This is a genomic window from Streptomyces sp. NPDC006463 (assembly GCF_042870715.1).
Taxonomy (GTDB): domain Bacteria; phylum Actinomycetota; class Actinomycetes; order Streptomycetales; family Streptomycetaceae; genus Streptomyces.
In genome coordinates, this window is sequence record NZ_JBIAHP010000070.1 from 1 (window position 1) to 3,147 (window position 3,147).

A 3,147-nucleotide genomic window follows, 5' to 3' on the forward strand; every position below is an offset into this window, starting at 1 on the left:
GACTCTATCAGACTCTTTCGTGTCCGACTTCCTCGGTGCTTTCCAGGTTCTGCGCTTTCGCGCTTTCCCTTTCCGGCGATTCCGACTCTATCAGAAGTTCTCCACCGGATTTACCGGCTTCGGATTCCTGAATGAGGAGTCGGCTGCGCCCCACCGGAATTCAATTCCTTGATTCCTCTGCGGGGGCGAGAGAGATTATGAACTGTCGCTGCCGAACCTGTCCAGTCCAGGCAACCGTTCGAATCTACCTCCCCAGCGCGGATGTGTCAACACCCGTTCCGGGACCTGTGGAGACTAGCAGCTCAGGGGGGTCCTGCGCACATCAGGCCGCCGTCGGGAGCGTCGCCGTGCGGTCGGCGGCCTCCACGTCGCCCGCCTCGCCGGCGCGGGAGGCCCTGCCGCCCAGGATGTAGACGTAGAGCAGGAAGGCGGCCTCGGCCACGACGCCGATGGTGATGCGAGCCCAGGTGGGCAGGCCCGACGGGGTCACGAAGCCTTCGATCAGGCCCGAGACGAACAGGACCACGGCGAGGCCGATGGCCATGCCGAGGGCCGCGCGGCCCTGTTCGGCGAGGGCGGCGCGGCGGGTGCGGGGGCCCGGGTCGATGACCGTCCAGCCCAGGCGCAGGCCCGTGCCCGCGGCGACGAAGACCGCCGTCAGTTCGAGCAGGCCGTGGGGGAGGATCAGGCCGAGGAAGACGTCGAGCCGGCCGGCGGAGGCCATGAGGCCGATGCCGACGCCGAGGTTGGCCATGTTCAGGAAGAGGATCCAGAGCACCGGGATCCCCAGGAACGCCCCCAGCACCAGGCAGATCGCGGCCGCCTGGGCGTTGTTCGTCCACACCTTCGCGGCGAAGGAGCTCGCCGGGTGGCTGGAGTAGTACGTCTCGTACTCGCCGCCCGGCTTCGTGAGGGCCTGGAGGTCCTCGGGGGCGGCGATGGCGCCCTGGACCTCGGGGTGCGTGGCGATCCACCAGCCGATGAGCACGCCGAGCGCCGTGGAGATCAGCGCGGTCGGTATCCACCAGCGGCGGCTGCGGTAGACCGCGGCCGGGAAGCCCACGGTGAAGAAGAGGATCGCGTCGCGCCACCCGGCGCGACGGGTGCCCGTCACCGTGGCACGGGCCCGCGCGACCAGCTGGGTCAGCCGGCCGGTGAGCATCGGATCCGGGGCGCTGGACTGGACGAGGGACAGGTGGGTGGAGGTGCGCTGGTAGAGGGCGACGAGTTCGTCGGCCTCGGCGCCGGTGAGCTTGCGGCCGCGGTCCAGGAGCTGCTCCAGGCGGTCCCATTCCGCGCGGTGTGCCGTCACGAAGACGTCGAGATCCATCCGGTTGCCGCTCCCCTGCCCCAGTGCCCCTGCTTCTGCCTGTTCCTCGTGTGGTCAGCTTGGCAGACTGAATGACGATGGGGCGGGGCAGGTCACGTGAAAGGTGATGTGGTGAGCGATCTGGTGACGGGGGACGCGGTCGTCCTGGGGTTGAGGCCGGCGAGGGTGCCGAGCCGGGCGCTGGCGATCGTCCTCGACCTGGTCGTGTACATCACCGGGTACGTGATCCTCTCGGTCGGCCTGACCTTCGCGACCGCCTCGCTGGACGACGCCGCGCAGGCGGCCGTGGCCGTGGCCGGTTTCCTGCTGCTGCTGGTCGGCGTACCGATCGCGGTGGAGACGCTCAGCCACGGACGGTCTCTGGGCAAGCTCGCGTGCGGGCTGCGGGTGGTGCGGGACGACGGCGGGCCGATCCGGTTCCGTCACGCGCTGGTGCGCGGGGCCATGGGGGTCGTGGAGCTGATCATGACCTTCGGCGCGGTGGCGTGCATCGCTTCGCTGGTGTCGGCGCGCGGCCGGCGGCTCGGGGACGTCTTCGCGGGGACCCTGGTGATCCGGGAGCGGGTGCCGGGGACGCGGGTGATGCCGGTTCCTCCGCCGCCGCCCTGGCTGGCCGGACGGTTCTCCGGACTGGATCTGTCGGCGGTCCCGGACGGGCTGTGGCTGGCGATCCGCCAGTACCTGACGCGGATGAACCAGCTGGATCCGCAGGTGGGCGCGGCGATGGCGGCGCGGCTCGCGGACGACCTGGTGTCCCGTACGGGGGCGCCGCCGCCGACGGGGGTCCCGGCGGCCGCGTTCCTGATGGCCGTGGTGCACGAGCGGCAGTCGCGGGACGCGGCGCGGGCTTTCGCCCCGGTTCCTCCGCATGCTTCCGGTCCTGGGCCTGCCGCAATGCCTGGCGCAATGCCCGCCGCGGTGCCCGTCCCCGTCACGAACCCTGTGCCCGCCCCCGCCCCCGTGACGGCTCCGCCCGCCGCGCCCGCGACGGCGCCGCGCGCCGGCGGGTTCGCGCCGCCCGCCTGAGGGTTACTGCTCGAAGGTCGAGGGCGGGGTCTCCAGGTGCTCCAGCTCGATGCCCGGGGCGGACAGGACCACGTCGCCGGCGATGTGGACCGTGTGGACCTCGCCGGTGTCCAGAGCGCTGACCTGGTACTCGTCCACCAGGAGCGGGCCGCTGTCGGTGGGGTGCTCCTCGCGGCGCAGCAGGGCCCAGGCCTGGTCGACCGTACGGGGGGCCAGTACCGGGTCGGTGAGGGCCAGGAGCCGTACGCGGGTGGCGGGGGCGCCCGGGGTCAGGCGCAGCAGGCGGGCCGTCGCGATCAGGAAGGCCGGTGAGGTGCCGGTGAAGCCGGGGGCGTGGACGTTGCCCTCGGTGGCCTCTGCGCCGGTGGGGTCGGTACGGACCCAGGTGACGCCGTCGATGGCGGCTCCGCGGACCTGCCAGCTGGAGGCGTTCACTTCGAGGCGGATGGGTCGGCCCAGTTCGTCGACGGCCAGGTCGACGGAGCCCCGGTGGTCGCCGTTGGGGGCCGTCAGCTGGGAGACGTAGCGCCAGCCGGAGGGGCCGGGGGCGCAGTGGAAGTGCTCCTCGCCGAGAGGGGTGTGGTCGTGCGGGTCGTGGAGGGAGTAGCGGCCGCGTGGCATGACGATCCTTGGGTACGGGGCAGGCCCCCGGCGGAGGTGCCGGGGGCCTGCCTGAGGTGCTGCGGATCCGCGGGAGATCAGTAGCGGTAGTGGTCCGGCTTGTACGGGCCCTCGACCGGGACGCCGATGTAGTCGGCCTGCTCCGGGCGCAGCGTCGTCAGCTTGACGCC

General features: G+C 71.8%; 4 protein-coding genes. 1 reads left to right on the top strand and 3 read right to left on the bottom strand.

Annotation, left to right across the window (positions count from 1 at the left end; all coding sequences use genetic code 11):
• Nucleotides 1-322: 322 nt before the first annotated feature.
• On the bottom strand, nt 323-1,330 hold the full coding sequence (locus tag ACFYOB_RS41490) for a stage II sporulation protein M (RefSeq protein WP_388570254.1): 1,008 nt from the start codon (nt 1,328-1,330) through the stop codon (nt 323-325).
• Nucleotides 1,331-1,441: 111 nt separating this feature from the next.
• Between ACFYOB_RS41490 and ACFYOB_RS41495 the strand changes: the two genes are divergently transcribed.
• A complete protein-coding gene (locus ACFYOB_RS41495; protein ID WP_388570256.1) occupies nt 1,442-2,356 on the top strand; it encodes an RDD family protein in 915 nt (304 codons plus the stop codon).
• Nucleotides 2,357-2,359: 3 nt separating this feature from the next.
• Here the strand turns inward: ACFYOB_RS41495 and ACFYOB_RS41500 are convergent, their stop codons facing one another.
• Nucleotides 2,360-2,977, bottom strand: a complete 618-nt coding sequence (locus ACFYOB_RS41500) for a hypothetical protein (RefSeq protein WP_388570259.1) — start codon at nt 2,975-2,977, stop codon at nt 2,360-2,362.
• A gap of 77 nt (nt 2,978-3,054) precedes the next feature.
• A partial coding sequence (locus ACFYOB_RS41505; RefSeq protein WP_388565265.1) for an adenosylhomocysteinase occupies nt 3,055-3,147 on the bottom strand: 93 nt, incomplete at its 5' end.